This window comes from Metapseudomonas phytobenefica (assembly GCF_043392685.1).
In the GTDB taxonomy this organism is placed as follows: Bacteria; Pseudomonadota; Gammaproteobacteria; order Pseudomonadales; family Pseudomonadaceae; genus Metapseudomonas.
In genome coordinates this window covers 26,278-42,729 of the sequence record NZ_JBHZGM010000022.1, presented here as the reverse complement: position 1 = coordinate 42,729, position 16,452 = coordinate 26,278, and the positions used below count along the sequence as shown (strand labels likewise).

The 16,452-nt window shown below is 63.9% G+C and carries 20 protein-coding genes; 9 read left to right on the top strand and 11 right to left on the bottom strand.

The annotated features are described in order from the left end of the window. Window positions 1–2 precede the first annotated feature (2 nt). A complete protein-coding gene (locus ACFW0B_RS17630) occupies window positions 3–356 on the top strand; it encodes a hypothetical protein (RefSeq protein ID WP_449150301.1) in 354 nt (117 codons plus the stop codon). A 111-nt stretch (window positions 357–467) separates the two neighbouring features. Here ACFW0B_RS17630 and cysB read toward each other — a convergent pair whose 3' ends face one another. The 5 genes from cysB to ACFW0B_RS17605 form a co-directional block, all read right to left on the bottom strand. Then, window positions 468–1,442 carry an HTH-type transcriptional regulator CysB gene (cysB, locus tag ACFW0B_RS17625; protein WP_449150300.1) on the bottom strand — a complete coding sequence of 325 codons (975 nt, stop codon included), beginning with the start codon at window positions 1,440–1,442 and terminating at the stop codon, window positions 468–470. A gap of 119 nt (window positions 1,443–1,561) precedes the next feature. After that, the gene (locus ACFW0B_RS17620; protein ID WP_151134420.1) at window positions 1,562–2,062 is read right to left on the bottom strand and encodes a universal stress protein; all 501 of its coding nucleotides are present in this window, start codon (window positions 2,060–2,062) and stop codon (window positions 1,562–1,564) included. Between the two features lie 44 nt (window positions 2,063–2,106). Continuing rightward, entirely contained in the window at window positions 2,107–3,012 is a 906-nt protein-coding gene (locus ACFW0B_RS17615) for a 5'-nucleotidase (RefSeq protein WP_449150299.1), read from the bottom strand. Between the two features lie 13 nt (window positions 3,013–3,025). Then, window positions 3,026–3,979, bottom strand: a complete 954-nt coding sequence (locus ACFW0B_RS17610) for a putative 2-dehydropantoate 2-reductase (RefSeq protein ID WP_449150298.1) — start codon at window positions 3,977–3,979, stop codon at window positions 3,026–3,028. After that, on the bottom strand, window positions 3,980–4,366 hold the full coding sequence (locus ACFW0B_RS17605) for a thioredoxin family protein (RefSeq protein ID WP_449150297.1): 387 nt from the start codon (window positions 4,364–4,366) through the stop codon (window positions 3,980–3,982). On the opposite strand from ACFW0B_RS17605, the gene ACFW0B_RS17600 reads away from it, so the two are divergent. Further along, entirely contained in the window at window positions 4,365–4,775 is a 411-nt protein-coding gene (locus ACFW0B_RS17600) for a PilZ domain-containing protein (RefSeq protein WP_449150296.1), read from the top strand. The genes ACFW0B_RS17605 and ACFW0B_RS17600 overlap by 2 nt on opposite strands. Before the next feature lie 168 nt (window positions 4,776–4,943). Continuing rightward, window positions 4,944–6,017, top strand: a complete 1,074-nt coding sequence (locus ACFW0B_RS17595; RefSeq protein ID WP_449150295.1) for a 3-deoxy-7-phosphoheptulonate synthase — start codon at window positions 4,944–4,946, stop codon at window positions 6,015–6,017. 59 nt (window positions 6,018–6,076) lie between these two features. Here the strand turns inward: ACFW0B_RS17595 and ACFW0B_RS17590 are convergent, their stop codons facing one another. Together ACFW0B_RS17590 and ACFW0B_RS17585 are read right to left on the bottom strand one after the other, a co-directional pair. Beyond that, a complete protein-coding gene (locus ACFW0B_RS17590) occupies window positions 6,077–6,361 on the bottom strand; it encodes a GNAT family N-acetyltransferase (RefSeq protein WP_449150294.1) in 285 nt (94 codons plus the stop codon). Window positions 6,362–6,381: 20 nt separating this feature from the next. Next, window positions 6,382–7,656 (bottom strand): hypothetical protein, encoded by a 1,275-nt coding sequence (locus ACFW0B_RS17585; RefSeq protein WP_449150293.1) that lies wholly within the window; start codon window positions 7,654–7,656, stop codon window positions 6,382–6,384. A 453-nt stretch (window positions 7,657–8,109) separates the two neighbouring features. Here ACFW0B_RS17585 and oprI point away from each other — a divergent pair, with 453 nt between their 5' ends. After that, complete coding sequence (oprI, locus tag ACFW0B_RS17580) at window positions 8,110–8,361, top strand: outer membrane lipoprotei OprI (protein ID WP_003448337.1); 252 nt, start codon at window positions 8,110–8,112, stop codon at window positions 8,359–8,361. A gap of 172 nt (window positions 8,362–8,533) precedes the next feature. Here oprI and ACFW0B_RS17575 read toward each other — a convergent pair whose 3' ends face one another. The 3 genes from ACFW0B_RS17575 to ACFW0B_RS17565 form a co-directional block, all read right to left on the bottom strand. Then, complete coding sequence (locus ACFW0B_RS17575; RefSeq protein WP_449150292.1) at window positions 8,534–9,496, bottom strand: L,D-transpeptidase family protein; 963 nt, start codon at window positions 9,494–9,496, stop codon at window positions 8,534–8,536. 73 nt (window positions 9,497–9,569) lie between these two features. Beyond that, complete coding sequence (locus ACFW0B_RS17570; RefSeq protein ID WP_449150291.1) at window positions 9,570–9,851, bottom strand: hypothetical protein; 282 nt, start codon at window positions 9,849–9,851, stop codon at window positions 9,570–9,572. A 56-nt stretch (window positions 9,852–9,907) separates the two neighbouring features. Beyond that, window positions 9,908–10,513 (bottom strand): arylesterase, encoded by a 606-nt coding sequence (locus ACFW0B_RS17565; RefSeq protein ID WP_449150290.1) that lies wholly within the window; start codon window positions 10,511–10,513, stop codon window positions 9,908–9,910. 10 nt (window positions 10,514–10,523) lie between these two features. Between ACFW0B_RS17565 and ACFW0B_RS17560 the strand changes: the two genes are divergently transcribed. The 3 genes from ACFW0B_RS17560 to greB are packed head-to-tail and all read left to right on the top strand — an operon-like array spanning window position 10,524 to window position 14,243. Further along, a complete protein-coding gene (locus ACFW0B_RS17560) occupies window positions 10,524–11,207 on the top strand; it encodes an ABC transporter ATP-binding protein (RefSeq protein ID WP_449150289.1) in 684 nt (227 codons plus the stop codon). Next, the gene (locus tag ACFW0B_RS17555) at window positions 11,207–13,711 is read left to right on the top strand and encodes an ABC transporter permease (protein ID WP_449150288.1); all 2,505 of its coding nucleotides are present in this window, start codon (window positions 11,207–11,209) and stop codon (window positions 13,709–13,711) included. Before ACFW0B_RS17560 ends, ACFW0B_RS17555 begins: the two co-directional genes overlap by 1 nt. Window positions 13,712–13,745: 34 nt before the next feature. Continuing rightward, window positions 13,746–14,243, top strand: a complete 498-nt coding sequence (gene greB, locus ACFW0B_RS17550; RefSeq protein WP_449150287.1) for a transcription elongation factor GreB — start codon at window positions 13,746–13,748, stop codon at window positions 14,241–14,243. Window positions 14,244–14,255: 12 nt separating this feature from the next. On the opposite strand, the gene ACFW0B_RS17545 is transcribed toward greB, so the two are convergent. Continuing rightward, entirely contained in the window at window positions 14,256–14,564 is a 309-nt protein-coding gene (locus ACFW0B_RS17545; protein WP_449150286.1) for a class I SAM-dependent methyltransferase, read from the bottom strand. Between the two features lie 196 nt (window positions 14,565–14,760). On the opposite strand from ACFW0B_RS17545, the gene thpR reads away from it, so the two are divergent. Next, window positions 14,761–15,291 (top strand): RNA 2',3'-cyclic phosphodiesterase, encoded by a 531-nt coding sequence (gene thpR, locus ACFW0B_RS17540; RefSeq protein ID WP_449150285.1) that lies wholly within the window; start codon window positions 14,761–14,763, stop codon window positions 15,289–15,291. A gap of 209 nt (window positions 15,292–15,500) precedes the next feature. Further along, a complete protein-coding gene (locus ACFW0B_RS17535) occupies window positions 15,501–16,445 on the top strand; it encodes a triacylglycerol lipase (protein ID WP_449150284.1) in 945 nt (314 codons plus the stop codon). Window positions 16,446–16,452: the final 7 nt, after the last annotated feature.

Here is a 16,452-nt window from a genome sequence, read left to right as displayed (position 1 = left end):
CCGTGCGCATCACCCTGGTGAAGAAAGTCCTGGCCGATGGCCAGGACTGCCGCAAATGCCGGGATGTGATGGAACGCCTTGAGCGCGGCGGCCACCTGGGGCGGATCGACCGCATCCTCGTGGCCGACGAGCGCAACCCGGCCAGCGCCGGCTGGATGGCGGCGCAGCATTACGGCGTGGATACCGCGCCCTTCTTCGTGGTGCGTCACGACGACGGCCGTGAGCAGGTCTACACCGTGTTCCTCGCCTTCGTCCGCGACGTGCTGCAGCCACTCTCCCCCGCCCCTGCGCCCACGAGCGAAGAAGTGGGTCAACTCAAGGGCCTGGCTGAACGCGACGGACTGGATCGGCTCTGAATCCCAAGCATTGTGGGGCGGGAAGGCTACGTTGTGCCTGTGCGCGATTTCAATCGCGAATGAAGAAAAAGCCCGGCATTTCATTGGCCGGGCTTTTCTTTGGAATGCCACTCAGTAGGTGGGCAACTCCACGTCGTGGAACAGCTCGTCCAGCTCGGCCTTGTTGTGACACTGCACGGCCTTGGCCTGGACGTCGCGGGTCAGGTGCGGAGCGAACTTCTCGATGAAGTCGCACATGAATCCACGCAGGAAGGTGCCACGGCGGAAACCGATCTTGGTCACGCTGGCTTCGAACAGTTCGCTGGCATCCAGCACCACCAGGTCGCTGTCGAGCTTGGCGTCCACCGCCATCTTGGCCACGATGCCCACGCCCAGCCCCAGCCGCACGTAGGTCTTGATCACATCGGCGTCGGCGGCGGTGAACACCACCTTCGGAGTCAGGCCGCGGTGGCTGAAGGCTTCGTCCAGCTTGGAGCGGCCGGTGAAACCGAATACGTAGGTGACGATGGGATGCTCGGCCAGGGCTTCGAGGGTCAGCTTGGGCAGCTTGGCCAGCGGGTGCCCCTGGGGAACGATGACGCAGCGGTTCCAGCGGTAGCACGGCATCATCACCAGGTCGCCGAAGAGCTCCAGTGCTTCGGTGGCGATGGCGAAGTCGACGGTGCCGTCAGCGGCCATTTCCGCGATCTGCATCGGGGTGCCCTGGTGCATGTGCAGGGCGACGTCGGGGTACTGCTTGATGAAGCCACCGATCACCGGCGGCAGCGCATAGCGCGCCTGGGTGTGGGTGGTGGCGATGGACAGGGTGCCTTTCTTCTCGTTGGAAAACTCCTGGGCGATCTGCTTGATGCTCTCGACCTTGCGCAGGATTTCGCCGGCGGTGGTGATGATGCGCTCGCCGGCCGGGGTGACGCGGGTGAGGTGCTTGCCGCTGCGGGCGAATACTTCGACGCCCAGCTCGTCTTCCAGCAGGCGAATCTGCTTGCTGATGCCCGGCTGCGACGTATAGAGACTTTGCGCAGTGGCGGACACGTTGAGGTCGTGGTGCGCCACTTCCCAGATGTAGCGCAATTGCTGGAGCTTCATAGACAATCCTCAAAGCGATTACGCCGCAGGATGTCGACGGCGTTTATAACCATATTAATGGTTTGCTGAATAAAACTAGACGTTTTTTTCTGCTTTGCACAACGAGCGACCAGCGGCAGTCAGAAGTCGTTGCGTCCACGATGCTGGAGCATCGGCACCAGATACACCGGCACCTCGGACAACTGGACGAGTCGCGCCGCGGTACGACCCAGCGGCGTCTCCAACGGCGTCCCGTGGCTGTGGCTCCCCACCACCAGCAGGTCCACCGAAAGCTTCTGCACTTCTTCAAGGATGACCAGCGGCGGATCACCCTGAACGACCCGCACGGCGCGGATCATGTCGAGGTCCTGGACGGCTTCGCCCATTTCGTCACGAAATCCCTCCAGCACCCGCTGCTCGATGCTCGACATGACGGTGCCAAGCCCTTTGGCCCGCAGCTCTTTCAGGGTGTCGTCATCGAGATAGGTCTGCAGCACCGACTCGGCGAACAGACCCAGGGGTTCGACCGCGTGCACTACATAGAGCTGGGCGTTGTAGGCCCTGGCAAGGGACAGAGCATGTTGCAGTACATAGGGAGCATAAAGACCGAGGTCCGTGGCATAGAGAATGGAGCGAATCATGAGGCCTCCTACCGCCGTGCATGGCTGGCCTCACCAGAGCTTAGTCAGAACTGTGACTCGTTGCTCACCCCATGGGGCACGTGCCCGGTAGCCACCACATCGCGCGCTTTTTCACAGTGCCCGGCCTGATCGTCGAAGAACACATCCGCGCCGAAGGTCTCGAGGATCGCGGCCTTTTCCAGTCCACCGAGGAAGAAGGACTCGTCCAGGCGGATATCCCATTCGCGCAGGGTGCGGATGACCCGCTCGTGGGCCGGCGCCGAACGCGCGGTCACCAGCGCCGTGCGGATCGGACAGGCGTCCGCCGGGAACTCCTGCTGCAGCCGGTTCAGCGCCGAGAGGAAGGGCTTGAAGGGGCCGCCATCCAGCGGTTCGCGGGCCGAGTCGCGCTCGTGGGCTTGGAAGGCTTCGAGGCCGCCGGTCTGGTAGATGCGTTCGGAATGATCGGAGAAGAGCACCGCATCTCCGTCGAAGGCGATACGCAACTCGTTGCTGGCCGCCCGTCGCGGGCCGCCGGACAGGATGGTGGCGGCGGCAAAGCCGCTCTGCAGGGCCCGGCGCACGTCTTCGGCGTGGGTGGACAGGAACAAGTGGCAACCGAAGGCACGCAGGTAGGGTTCCGGGCTACGCCCGCCAACGAAGGCCGCGCGGGAGATGCCAAGGCCATAGTGCTGGATGGAATTGAACGCGCGCAGGCCGGTGTCGGCGCTGTTGCGCGACACCAGGATGACCTCCACCCGCGGCTGGCCGAGCTGCTCGTTCAGGCCGAGCAGTTTCTCCACCAGCGGATAGGCATCACCGGGCTCCAGCACCTCGTCCTCGTGCTCGATCTGGTACTGGCGGTAGGCTTCTATGCCTTCCGCCTCGTAGACCCTATGGCTTTCGTCCAGGTCGAACAGCGCCCGCGAGGAAATCGCCAGTACCAGCTTGTCATCCAGCCCCTTGCCCATGGAGGTCCGCCTCTCAGCCCTGGTTGCGTGCGTCGATGAAGCGTAGCGCCTGGTAGAGCGCACGGATGCGCGGCATCTCGAAGCCGGCCGCAGCAGCGGCAGCCAGCGGGGCCTCGTAGATGGCAGCGAGCTCCAGCGGGCGCTTCTGCACGAAGTCGTGGTACATGCTCGGCAGGTAATCGGGCATGCGATCGGTGGACGCCAGCAGCTTGGCGGCGAAGTTGTCCGGCATGCGATGACCGAGGGCGGTGGCGGCATCCACCACTTCCTGCATGATCGCCTGGATCAGCTCGCGGCTGTCGGTGTTACCCATGAGCGCGGTGGTGCCGGCATCGAGCAGCACCGACAGGCCGTTATAAGGCACGTTCCACACCAGCTTCTGCCAGCGCGCCTGGTCCAGGTTGGCGACGGCGGCCGAATCGATGCCAGCCGCCTTGAAAAGCGCCGAGCCCTCCTCTGCCAGCGCCTGCCGCTCAGCGTCATCACCGGCCGGGCCGGAGTGATAGCCCAGGTTCACCGCCCCCAGGGACTGGTGCTCGATCACCCCCGGTGCCGAGCGGTGCACGCAGATGTAGCAGAGTCCGCCGAGCAGATGCAGGGACTCGGGCAGCAGCGGACGCAGCGCATCCTCCACGGCCAGGCCATTCTGCAGCAGGACCACCTTGGCACCAGGCGCCGCGGCCTTGGCGATCACTGGAGCCAGCGCGGCGTTGCTGGTGGTCTTGGCGCCCACCAGCAGCCAATCGCACGGCGGCATGTCGGCAGCGTCGCGATAGGCCTGGGCCGGGAACAGTGCCTGGGCGCCGTGCACTACGCTGTTCAGCTGCAGGCCGCGTGCAGCCACGGCGTCGTACTCGCTGCGCAGCAGGAAATGCACGTCGAAGCCGGCACGGGCCAGCATCACGCCGTAAAAGCCGCCGATGGCGCCGGTACCGATGATGCCGATGCGCGGTTTGCTTGAACTCATCTAGGGAAGCTCCTCTGCCGGCCGGGCCAGCGCCCGGTCCAGGGCTTGAATCAGATCGTCGCGCCGCAGGCTGGAATGCAGCGCGCCATGGAAATCGCCATTTCGAACCACGAATAACGCAGGAAGGTGGAATACCTCATAGCGCTGCACGAGCCCACCATTATTGCCGGCATCTATCCAGCACAATCGCTCCACCGGCAGGCCCGCACCCGGCAGATGCTCGCGGGCCCAGCGACAACTGGCACAGCCCGTGCTGGTAAAGATCACCAGGGAAGTACCGGGAAGATCAAGCAGACGGTGGTCGGCGTCCAGGTCGGACAGCTCCATCTCGGGCACTATAGTGTCTTCGGCAATGCCGGATTCGAGACTCCGGGAGTTCGCGATCATGCGTCAGTTCCTGCGTCACCCCACGGAAATGCCCGTGGAGCTGGTTCCGCGCAGAGGCAGGCACCTGCCCCCGCAGCGGCTGCACGATATCAGCCTGGGTGGGGTGGCGTGCAACTCCGCCCGCGCGTTTCGGCTCGGCACCGCCCTGGAACTGCACATTCCCCTGCTGGGCGAACAGGCACGCTTTTCAGGAACCGTGGCCTGGTGCCACAAGGAGACGCACGACTACATGATCGGAATCGCCTTCACCGACGAAGAGAACATGTTCCGCGCACGCATGGTGGAGCAGATCTGCCTGATCGAGCAGTACCGCAAGCAGCAGGAGGATGTCGTTGGCCATGCCCTGGCCCCGGAAGAGGTGGCACAGGAATGGATCGCCCGTCACGCAGCGGACTTCGCCCCCGTCTGAAATCGTGCAAATTCCACGTTCCAGACATGCATTCGCCATTGTCGAGGTTGCGTGGAAAGCGTTAAGGTTCCTGTCCCTGCTGCGTTTTTGCTGCTGTGCTCTCCGCCAAACGGGGATCGCTGGCGGCTGGCACCCGTGACCTGACGACCCTGACTAATGAAAAGCACGATGGCTGATTTACAGATCGACGACCTTAACGTTGCCTCCAACGAGACCCTGATCACGCCGGAGCAGTTGAAGCGCGAAATTCCCCTGACCGATGCAGCCCTGAGCACCGTCGCCAACGGTCGCCAGGTGGTACGCAATATCCTCGATGGCAAGGACCATCGCCTGTTCGTGGTCGTGGGCCCCTGCTCCATCCACGACATCAAGGCCGCTCACGAGTACGCCGACCGCCTGAAGGGCCTGGCTGCCGAGCTGTCCGATACCCTCTTCCTGGTGATGCGCGTGTACTTCGAGAAGCCGCGCACCACCGTCGGCTGGAAAGGCCTGATCAACGACCCCTACCTGGATGACTCCTTCAAGATCCAGGACGGCCTGCACATCGGCCGCCAGCTGCTGCGCGACCTGGCCGAGAAAGGCCTGCCCACCGCCACCGAGGCCCTGGACCCGATCTCCCCGCAGTACCTGCAGGACCTGATCAGCTGGTCGGCCATCGGCGCCCGTACCACCGAATCCCAGACCCACCGCGAAATGGCTTCGGGCCTGTCTTCCGCGGTCGGCTTCAAGAACGGCACCGACGGCAGCCTGACCGTGGCGATCAACGCCCTGCAATCGGTCTCAAGCCCGCACCGCTTCCTCGGCATCAACCAGGAAGGTGGCGTGTCCATCGTCACCACCAAGGGCAATGCCTATGGCCACGTGGTGCTGCGCGGCGGCAACGGCAAGCCGAACTACGACTCGGTCAGCGTCGCCATCTGCGAGCAGGAACTGACCAAGGCCGGCATCCGCCCGAACATCATGGTCGACTGCAGCCACGCCAACTCCAACAAGGATCCAGCCCTGCAGCCCCTGGTCATGGACAACGTCGCCAACCAGATCCTGGAAGGCAACACCTCCATCGTCGGTCTGATGGTGGAAAGCCACCTGGGCTGGGGCAACCAGTCGATTCCGAAAGATCTCAGCCAGCTCAAGTACGGCGTTTCCGTCACCGACGCCTGCATCGACTGGGATACCACCGAGAAGGCCCTGCGCAGCATGCACGCCAAGCTCAAGGACGTGCTGCCCAAGCGCCAGCGCTGATCGACGGGTAGAAACGAAAACGCCGGGCAATTGCCCGGCGTTTTGCATTGCGCGTCCGCTCAGGCGTTATGTTGCGAGTGGCGCTGGCGGCGCTCGATGTAGCGTTCGACGTAGGAGCAGGACGGGATCACGGTGTAACCATTGTCCTCGGCATATTCCAGGGCGGACTCGGTCAGTGCTGCCGCGATCCCGCGACCACGCAGGACGTTCGGCACGAAAGTGCGATAGATGTCCAACGTCTGTTTACCCAGGTCCATATAGGCCAGGTATGCACGATGACCGTCCACGGTGGTCTCGAACTGATGACCTGCCTGGTCATGGTGGATGGACAATGCCTCGCTCATCACTACTCCTCTGAGTGGGTCTAAAACCTTACCCGTACCTTATCTATCTTTTCCAGCCGAAGGAACATCTCTGCCGTGCCGGAACCGAATTGCACGCTGAGATACGCCTTTCCGTTCTCCACCTTGTGTAATACACCCTGGTAATAGGCGCCATCGAAGGTGATGAACTGCAGACGTTTGCCGGCATATCCCGGCAGATCGGCAACATTGACGAACTCATACTGCTGCACGGCACGTCCGTCTTCCCGGTTTTCCTGGGGTGCCGTGATTCTCTCGAGGCCGACAGGTTCGTTTCGTGCCAGCATCGGATCGACCCAGGCAAATTCGACCGACTGTACCAGTTCCTGGTTCACCAGCACCGCCGGGCGCAACATGGACACCACGTCCTTGGGCTCGAAGAACTGCAAGCCATCCCACGCCATGCCTTCGCTTGGCGTCAACTCCACCCGCAGCGACTGCGGGTCCTTCAGATAGCGGCCGTAGGCATCGAGCATCGGCTGCCCCAAGGCGATCCTCTGGCTGCGCAGCACGGTATCGAACTTCTGCACTGCGGTTTTCAGATACTCCTCAGGCGACTGACCGAGCTTGCCCGCGCAGAACTGCTGGACCTTGCGCTGATACTGGTTGTCATTCAGCTCGACAATCACGCTGGACATGTGCGGCGGATTCACCCGCAGATCGCCCGGCGTCTCTGGCATGTTAGCCAAGGACAGGCTAAGACGCACTTCACCCATGTCGCGGGTATCGGAGGCCAGGTTCAGATTGAGCTTCTGAGCGCCCGGCTGGAACAGGTAAGAGAACTCCAGATCCGTTTCCAGGGTGCGATAGCCCATCTCCAGAAGTTCGTCGGTGCCGATGTTGCGCACTGGGCCGCAGGCCACTTCGCTCATTGCAGTGAACAGGCTGCGTTCGGGCGGCGTGTTGTACAGCTGCTGCATGAATGGCCCGTGCACTTCCAGGGCGATGCCCTTCAGGCTCAGTGCCATCTGCTCGGGAAACTTGCCTTCGGCAAGGCGCTCCTTGAAGCGGAGCAGTTCGCCAAGGCCCTTGAACTTCAGCTCGGCGCGCTGCACACCCAGGCTATCGCCCATGGCGGGAATACGAATCCGGAGGTTCTCCAGACCGACCCGACCATCGAAAGAAGAAGTAATGCCGCCATAGGTGACATCCATCACCGGCGACAACTTGCTGATGGCATCATCCATGATCGATCTGACCGACCACCAGAGCGACAACTTGATGATCAACCCGACGGCCAGAACCGCGAGCAGTCCCCACTTGAAAATCTTCGACATAGTGACGTCCTTGAAGTCTGAGCTTCGCCTTGGATATCGGAAGCAGCGGTAGCTTATCAGCGGGCAGCAATCGCAACCACGCGGACACTTTGAATGGACGAAGATATTTTACGAATTCCTGAAAAAGTTCCCTTTTCAAAGCAGATTTTTAGCACCGGCAACATCCATACCCGGGGCGGAGTAACGCCTGTCCGAAGACGGGGCGGAAACCGTGCACGCTGCTGGCCTGGGCCTACACTTGCTTACTCGACTGATCAAAGAACAATCAGTCTGGCCATTTTTTGATCAGCGACCTCGTTATTTGCGAGGGAACTAGCCGGCAAGCTGAAAAAAATGTGCCTGCCTTGCACAAGGTCAGTTTACTTACTACAAGTTATGGGTAGTATGTACGCCGGCTAATTTCCCAAGCTCGGGGAATTGCTTTATGGAAATGTCCACCTTAAGGGGAACACGATGAACAACGTTCTGAAATTCTCTGCTCTGGCTCTGGCCGCAGTTCTGGCCACCGGTTGCAGCAGCGTATCCAAAGAAACTGAAGCTCGCCTGACTGCTACCGAAGACGCAGCTGCTCGCGCCCAGGCTCGTGCTGACGAAGCCTACCGCAAGGCTGACGAAGCTCTGGCCGCCGCTCAGAAAGCCCAGCAGACCGCTGACGAGGCTAACGAGCGCGCCCTGCGCATGCTGGAAAAAGCCAGCCGCAAGTAATAGCCTTTCAGGCTATGAAGCCGACCCGGTCAAACGGGTCGGCTTTTTTATTGTCCGGGATTTACCACTCCCCTCTTCCATTACTCCGCGAACTTCATGGACACCAAGTTGCAGGCAAAAGAAAAGCCCGCTGGCGAATCGCGCAGCGGGCTTCGTTGAAGCGGGAGTTCGATCAGAGTTCGGTATTGGGCACTGTCGCCGCAACTGCGGAGTTGGGCTCGGCGATTTCCACCGGCAGACCATCTTCGGCTGCAACCACTTCACGCACCACGTCCCAGTCCAGGCGGATGCTGTTCACCAGCTCCTCACGCTTGAGCAGCGCATTGATCACGGCAGTGTGCTTGTCCACCACCGACGGGTCGCCATTGTCGTCCAGCGGCGCGTGGGCTTCCAGGTAGACCTTGCCGCCGCTGACGCCAAACTTGTAGGGCTCGTTGATGATGCGGACCGGAGTACCTACCGGCACCATGGACGCAAGGGCCAGGACGTTGTTGTTCAGCATGCGGAAGCAGCCGTGGCTGACGCGCATGCCGATGCCGAACTTCTTGTTCGAGCCGTGGATCAGGTAACCCGGCACACCCAGATTGAACTTGAACGGGCCAAGGGGGTTGTCCGGACCCGGCGGCACCACGGCAGGCAGCGGATCGCCTTCGGCGGCGTGCTCTTCGCGGATCGACTTCGGCGGATACCACGCCGGATTGGAAGTCTTGGCCGTGATGGTGGTGTGGGCGATGGGCGACCCCCAACCTTCACGACCGATGCCCAGTGGGAAGGTATGAACCACATTCTGCCCTTTCGGGAAGTAGTACAAACGGTACTCGGCGAGGTTGATCACGATACCTTCGCGCGGCCCCTGCGGCAGGATATAGCGGGTCGGCAGGATGATCTCGGTGCCGGCGCCCGGCAGCCAGGGATCGACGCCGGGGTTGGCGGCGACCATCTCCAGGTAGCCCAGGTCATTGGCAACACCGACATCGGCGAAGGTGTCTTCGTACTTGGCCTTGATCACCTGGACCTGGCCGACGATGTCCTCACCGGGCGGGGGCAGGGGCAGCTCAAGGGCTGCGATGGGCCCCGCCACCAGCAGGGATGCTAATGACAGGGAGCGGGCGACGGCTGTAAAGCGCGGCAACATCCGGGAATCCTTGACAAATTGACTGATTAAAAGACTCGGAATTCTACACTGGCGCGAGCTGTGCCGGGAGCCCTCAGGCTTCCGACCAGACCGAGTGCAGCCCCTGGCGCTGGGCCTCGAGGGTCGCGCGGCAGTGGGTGCACAGGCGACGGTCACGCAGCAGGCCCTGTTCCAGACTACTCCAGCGGGGCTGGGCTGGCAGCAGGCTGCCGCAGAGGGTCCGGTCGGCGAATCCACCCAGCTCAAGCTGGCGGGCCACCAGGTGCAGGCGCGCTTCGCGGCAAGCGAACAGGTCGAGTTGCTCGTCGGGCTCAATCACTTTGTAGCCAAACAGGGACCAGGCGGGGCGCGGCATGGAGGACTCCAGGGAGGGTGCGCAACATTAGCCGAAAGCGAGCCGCGGGAAAAGCGTCAGAGCATGGGTTCCAGGGTCGGCCAGACGTTGTCCAGCAACTTCGCCTGGGCCTGCGGCGCCGGATGCAGGCCATCGGGCTGCATCATCTCCGGCACGCCACCCACACCTTCGAGAAAGAACGGCACCAGCGGAACCTGTTTCTCGGCTGCCAACGTACTGAAGACGTTGGCGAAAGCCGTGGTGTAACGCACGCCGTAATTCGGCGGCAGGCGCATGCCGAGCAGCAGGACGGACGCACCCTGCGCCCTGGAACTATCGATCATGCTGGCAAGATTCTGTTGCAATTGCTCAGGCGGCTGGCCGCGCAATCCATCGTTGCCGCCAAGCTCGATGATCACCAGTTCCGGCTTGTATTCCTCGAGCAGGCCCGGAAGCCTGGAGAGCCCGCCAGCGCTGGTGTCGCCGCTGATCGAAGCATTCACCACATGCTGTTTGTAGCCCTTTTCGTCCAGGCGCTTCTGCAGCAGGGAGACCCAGCCCTGGCTGGATTCCAGCCCGAAAGCGGCGCTGATACTATCGCCGACGACCAGCACGGTCCCCGCCATGGCCTCCTGCGCCAGAATCAACAGTGACAGGCAGCCGCCCAACAACCAGGCACGCATTGGATTCTCCATGAGCGCAAGCATTCTCGATGCGCGGAACCTTAGCAAAGTGGTTCCCAGCGCGGAAGGCGAGCTGATCATCCTTCACGACCTTTCCCTCAGCCTTGGCAAGGGCGACAGCCTGGCCATAGTCGGCAGCTCCGGCTCGGGCAAATCCACCCTCCTCGGCCTGCTCGCTGGCCTTGACCTGCCCAGCTCCGGAGAAGTGCACCTGGCCGGCCGCGCCCTGTCGAGCCTGGATGAGGACCAGCGCGCCAGGCTCCGTGCCGAACACGTCGGGTTCGTCTTCCAGTCATTTCAGTTGCTGGACAACCTCAATGCCCTGGAAAACGTCATGCTGCCGCTGGAACTGGAGGGGCATCGCGAGGCCCGCTCCCGCGCCCGCCAACTGCTGGAACGGGTCGGCCTGGGCCAGCGCCTCAGCCACTATCCGCGCCAGCTCTCCGGTGGCGAGCAGCAGCGCGTCGCCATTGCCCGCGCCTTTGCCGCCGAACCCGACGTGCTGTTCGCCGACGAACCAACCGGCAACCTCGACAGCCACACCGGCGAACGCATCAGCGACCTGCTCTTCCAGCTCAACCAGGAACGCGGCACTACCCTGGTGCTGGTGACCCACGACGAGCGCCTGGCCCATCGCTGTCGCCGCCTGATCCGCCTTGAAGGCGGCCGCCTGGTCGACCAGGTGGAGCCCTGATGCGGCGCGTCCCACTCGTCCGCCTGCTGGCCATGGCCGCCCGCCAGTTGTGGCGGGATGCCCATAGCGGTGAGTTACGGGTGCTGTTCTTCTCCCTGTTGGTCGCCGTCGCCGCCAGCAGCGCGATCGGCTACTTCAGCGCCCGCCTCAACGCCGCCATGCTGCTGCGGGCCACCGAATTCCTCGGCGCGGACCTGCTGCTGAGCGGCTCCTCGCCAGCCAGCGCGGAGCAGATCGAGCGCGGGCTGCAACTCGGCCTGAAACACTCCAGCGCCGTGGAGTTCTCCAGCGTGATCGCCGCCGATAGCGGCATCCAGCTTTCCAGCGTCAAGGCGGTCGACCCGGCCTACCCACTGCGCGGTGAACTGAAGAGCGCCGCCCAGCCCTATGGCGAGGAAACCACCGGCAGCGGCCCGAAACCAGGCGAAGCCTGGGCCGAAGCGCGACTGTTCGCGACATTGGGCATCAAGCCCGGCGACAGCATCGACGTCGGGCAGACAACCCTGCGCCTCACCCGAGTTCTCACCTACGAGCCGGATCGCGCCGGCGACTTCTACAGCCTCACCCCGCGGGTGCTGATCAACCGGGATGACCTCGAAGCGACCGGCGTGGTGCAGCCCGGCAGTCGCGTACGTTATCGCGAGCTCTGGAGTGGCCCGGACGAAGCCCTGAGCCGGTACCGGGCAGCGATCGAGCCCAGTCTGGAAGCCAACCAGCGCCTGGAAGATGCCCGCCAGGGTAATCGCCAGATTGGCGGCGCCCTCGGTCGCGCCGAACGCTACCTGAATCTGGCCAGCCTCGCCGCCGTACTCCTGGCCGGCGTTGCAGTCGCCCTCTCCGCTGCACGCTTCGCCGCACGCCGCTACGACGCCAGCGCCCTGCTGCGCTGTCTCGGCCTGTCCCGTCGCGAAGCCCTCCTTCTATTTGGCATGCAGCTGGCGCTGCTGGGACTTCTGGCCAGCGCCCTGGGCGCGCTCCTCGGCTGGCTCGGACAAGCGGTCCTGTTCAAGCTGCTGGGTGGATTGCTCCCGGCGGTGATTCCCTCCGGCGGACTGGTACCGGCGCTGGCGGGCGTCGCCACCGGCCTGCTGGCCCTGGCCGGATTCGCCCTGCCGCCCCTGGCTGCGCTGGGCCGCGTGCCGCCACTGCGCGTCCTGCGCCGCGACCTGCTGCCGCTGCCACCCAGCGCATGGCTTATATATGGCGCCGCGCTGCTGGCCCTCGGACTGATCATGTGGCGCCTGAGCCTGGACCTGAAACTGACCCTCGCCCTGCTTGGCGGCGGCCTGATCGCAGCACTGCTGCTGGGTGGCGTGCTGCTGGCCGGGCTGAAGGGCCTGCGCCGGCTGCTGGCCAGCGCCGCCCTGCCCTGGCGCCTGGGCCTCGGCCAGCTGCTGCGCCATCCGCTGGCGGCGGCCGGGCAATCCCTTGCCTTCGGCCTGATCCTCCTGGCCATGGCACTGATCGCACTGCTGCGCGGCGAGCTGCTGGACACCTGGCAGGACCAGTTGCCGAAGAATGCCCCCAACCATTTCGCCCTGAATGTCCTGCCGGCAGAGAAGGACGCTTTCGCCAGGCGCCTTTCCAGTCTGTCGCCCCATCCCTCCCCGCTCTATCCGGTGGTGCCCGGCCGCCTGACCGCCATCAATGGCGAGGCCGTGCGCCAGCTGGTGAGCAAGGATTCCCAGGGCGAACGCGCGGTTCAACGGGACCTCAGCCTGACCTGGTCCGCCCAGTTGCCCAGCGACAATCGCCTGGTGGCGGGCCATTGGTGGAGCGACCTCCAAGGCGGCGACCTGCCGGGGGTATCAGTCGAGGCCAAGCTCGCCGAGAGCCTTGGCCTCAAGCTGGGTGACCGGCTCACATTCAGCGTCGGCGGCCTGCAACGAGACGCCCGGGTCACCAGCCTGCGCGAGGTGGATTGGGACAGCTTCCAGCCGAACTTCTACATGATCTTCGCCCCGGACACCCTGGCCGATCTCCCTGTCACCTACCTCACCAGCTTCTACCTGCCACCGCGCCACGACCGCGAGCTGGTGGAACTGTCCCGCGCCTTCCCGGCGGTCACGCTGCTGCAGGTGGAGGCAATCCTCGCGCAACTGCGCAGCATCCTCGCCCAGGTCACCCTGGCCATGGAGTTCGTACTGCTTTTCGTGCTCGCGGCGGGCCTGGCCGTGTTGTTCGCCGGCTTGCAATCCACCCTGGACGAACGTATCCGCCAGGGCGCGCTGCTCCGCGCCCTCGGTGCCGAGCGCCAGCTACTGATGAAAGCGCGGCGCGCCGAATTCGCGCTGCTGGGCACCTGCAGCGGCCTGCTGGCGGCACTCGGCTGCGAACTGGTCAGCGCCCTGCTCTACCGCTTCGCCTTCGACCTCAGCTGGCAGCCCCATCCCTGGCTGCTCCTGCTGCCACTGCTGGGCGCCGTGCTGGTGGGGAGCGCTGGCGTAATCGGCACTCGCCGCGCGCTCAACGCCAGCCCACTGACGGTCCTGCGCGAAGCTTGATAGGCTTTGCCTCCCGAATTTCCGCAGGACCGCCATGAGCCGTTATCGTCCACCCCGCACCGCCGGTACCCCCCTGATCACCCCGGAAGGGGAAGCCCGCCTGCGCGCCGAACTCCACGAGCTGTGGCACGTGCGCCGGCCCAAGGTCACCCAGGCCGTGAGCGAAGCGGCTGCCCAGGGCGACCGTTCGGAGAACGCCGAGTACACCTACGGCAAGAAGATGCTGCGGGAAATCGACAGCCGCGTGCGCTTCCTGACCAAGCGGCTGGAGAACCTCAAGGTAGTGCGTGATCGACCGGCCGATCCCGGCAAGGTCTACTTCGGCGCCTGGGTGACCCTGGAGGACGATGATGGCGAGCAGGTCCGCTATCGCATCGTCGGGCCCGACGAGTTCGACCTGAAACAGAACCTGATCAGCATCGATTCCCCCCTGGCCCGCGCCCTGGTCGGCAAGGCGCTGGATGCCGAAGTGCGGGTCAACACGCCCACCGGGGAAAAGACCTGGTACGTGGTCGAGATCGACTATCCGTGATGCCGTGGGCTGTCAGCGGCGGGTGATCAGTCCCTGCCGCGCGACCCTTACCAGTTCGCCCAGCGCGTCCGGCAATTCTTCGGCCGAAGGCGCCTGGATCACCGCCATGTCGAAACTGTCGCTGGCAAAACGGGCCAGCGATTCGCCTTCGCGGACGAACTGGATGAGGAGGTTGCGTGGACGGTCCCAACGCTTGGGCCAGCCTTCGAGATAACGCAGGAGAGTCGGCTGGTGCGAGCCGCCGAGCAGGATTCGCGGATTGCGCAATACCAGCCCGGTGGTGATCGGGGCTAGTCGGAGCAGGGGTTGGGGACAGGTCATGGTGTCATGTCTCCGCCTCGTGGGGTCCCGCTGGGCAGCGGTGAGAGGCGACACCGAACCAGCGTTTTAGCGGTATTTCGAAGCCTTTGATGACTTCCGCGCCCCGCAAGTAGCTGTCTAAATCGGCGCATGGGGCGACATCCTAGAGAAGCCCGCGCAATACTGTCAAGACGACCTTCAGACTAGGGAGACGCCCGTGAGCACTCCACCACTGCGCCTGTTCTTCGCCATTCCCTGCTCTCCCCAGCTGGCCCGCGACATCGTTGATTGGCGCGACCGGAATCCGCTCGAAGGCAAGCCGGTTGCGCCGGAGAACCTGCACCTCACCCTCGCCTTCCTCGGCTCGCAACCCCGCGGCCAGGTGGAAGCCCTGGCGGCGCTGGCCGCAAGCCTGACGCCCACGGCATTCACCCTGCACCTGGACCGCCTGGCGCGCTGGAAGAACGGCTTGCTGCACCTGGCCCCAAGCCAGGTCCCGCCAGCCCTGGCCGACCTGGAGCGCAGCCTCCGCGAGCAGCTGCTGATCTCGGGTTTCAGCCTGGAGACGCGCCCGTTCAAACCCCACCTGACCCTCGCCAGGCACTGCCCGCGACTGCCCGCGAGCCCCACCCCGACCTTTGATTGGCCAGCGACCGAATTCGCCCTATACGCCTCGGAAAACACCGCCAAAGGCACTCGCTACCACGTCCTCGGACACTGGCCATTGCGGCCTCCTGCTCAGTCCTGACGTTTCAGCAAGTAACAGCAATTGGCAGTCATCTTCTGACTAACTGGTGCCAAAATCCGCTAAAAGCCCAACCCAGAGCGATCACCCGTGGCATGCGACGAATGGCATGGTTCCTGCTCTCGGCCCTGCTTGAAGTGCACGCCAAGGAAGGGCGTGACCACGCCAGGGAATGCAGTCAGGCCCACCCACGCACAACATCGAGAGCACACATGAAGAACAACAAGACCCTGCTCGCCCTCTGTCTTGCCGCCGGGCTCGCCGCCTCGGAACAGGCCCAGGCACTCTGGTTCGGCTCCAGCGGCTATACCCAGACCCGCTATCCCATCGTCCTCACCCACGGCATGCTCGGCTTCGACAGCATCCTCGGCGTCGACTACTGGTACGGCGTTCCCTCCGCGCTACGCCGCGATGGCGCCCGCGTCTACGTCACCGAAGTCAGTCAGCTGAACACCACCGAAGCCCGCGGCGAAGAACTGCTGGAGCAGGTGGAGGAAATCGTCGCCATCAGCGGCAGCCCCAAGGTCAACCTGATCGGCCACAGCCACGGCGGTCCGACCATTCGCTACGTGGCGGCCGTAAGACCGGACCTGGTCGCCTCCGCCACCAGTGTTGGCGCTCCGCATAAAGGTTCGGCCACCGCCGATTTCATCCGCAATGTGCCGCCGGGCTCGGCCGGTGAGGTCGTTCTCGCGGGCATCGTCAACGGCCTGGGGGCGATGATCAACTTCCTCTCGGGCAGCAGTAGCGACCTGGAGCAGAACGCCCTCGGCTCCCTGGAATCGCTCAACAGCCAGGGCGCTGCAGCCTTCAATACGCGCTTCCCGCAGGGCCTGCCCACTACCGCCTGCGGCGAAGGCGCCTACCAGGTCAACGGCGTGCGCTACTACTCCTGGAGCGGCACCAGTCCACTGACCAACCTGCTGGATGTCAGCGACGCCATGCTCGGCGCCAGTTCCCTGACCTTCGGCAGCGAAGCCAACGACGGACTCGTGGGGCGCTGCAGCTCGCACCTGGGCAAGGTGATCCGCGACGACTACCGGATGAACCACCTGGACGAGGTCAACCAGACCCTGGGGCTGACCAGTTTGTTCGAAACCGATCCGGTCACCGTCTATCGTCAACAGGCCAACCGGCTGAAGAACGACGGGCTCTAAGCCCTGC